Source organism: Streptomyces sp. DH12, from assembly GCF_020873895.1.
Taxonomy (GTDB): Bacteria; Actinomycetota; Actinomycetes; order Streptomycetales; family Streptomycetaceae; genus Streptomyces.
This window is the reverse complement of sequence record NZ_JAHWGT010000579.1, coordinates 1-553: the sequence shown is the minus strand read 5'-3', so window position 1 is coordinate 553 and position 553 is coordinate 1. Positions and strand designations below refer to the sequence as shown.

At 75.6% G+C, this 553-nt stretch carries 1 protein-coding gene; it reads right to left on the bottom strand.

From position 1 onward, the window contains the following. Positions 1 to 553 (bottom strand): FlgD immunoglobulin-like domain containing protein (locus LPA54_RS35875; protein WP_306806602.1); only part of this gene is annotated, 553 nt, incomplete at both ends.

Sequence of the window (553 nt, the reverse complement as noted above, 5' to 3'; positions counted from 1 at the left end):
CGGTCCCGGAGACGGACAGGTCGGCGCCGGCGCCGTCGGCGGGCTTCGCGGTCAGGGTCCAGGTGTAGGCACCGTTCGGGACGTACCGCCCGGCCGCGTCCGTGCCGTCCCAGGAGGCCGGCAGGTGGCCGCGGACCTCGCCGCCGGACAGGGTGCGCACGGCCTTGCCGCTCGCCTTGTTCTTCCAGGTCAGCGTCCAGGAGGCGGCGGGCTTCGACAGCCACCAGCGCGACGTCCAGGTCTTCCCGGCCTTGATGTCCAGGGCGGACGGCGACGTTTCCGCGTCGATGACGGCGATGCGGGAGGCCGGGACGCCCGAGGGGACGATCCGCACCCGGCGGTCCGCGCCCGCGTAGGCGACGTGGCCGCCGAAGCGGTCCACGGTCCACCCGGCCCGGGGCACGGTCCGGTCGCCCAGTTCCGCCGCGGTGACGATGACGCGCTGGGGCAGGTCCGCCTCGGTGGCGCCGGCCTGGAGGCCCTCGTGCAGGTCGACGAGGGTGAGGCCGGTCGTGTCCGACTGGCGGACCAGGTAGCCGTCCCCGAGGAGCGC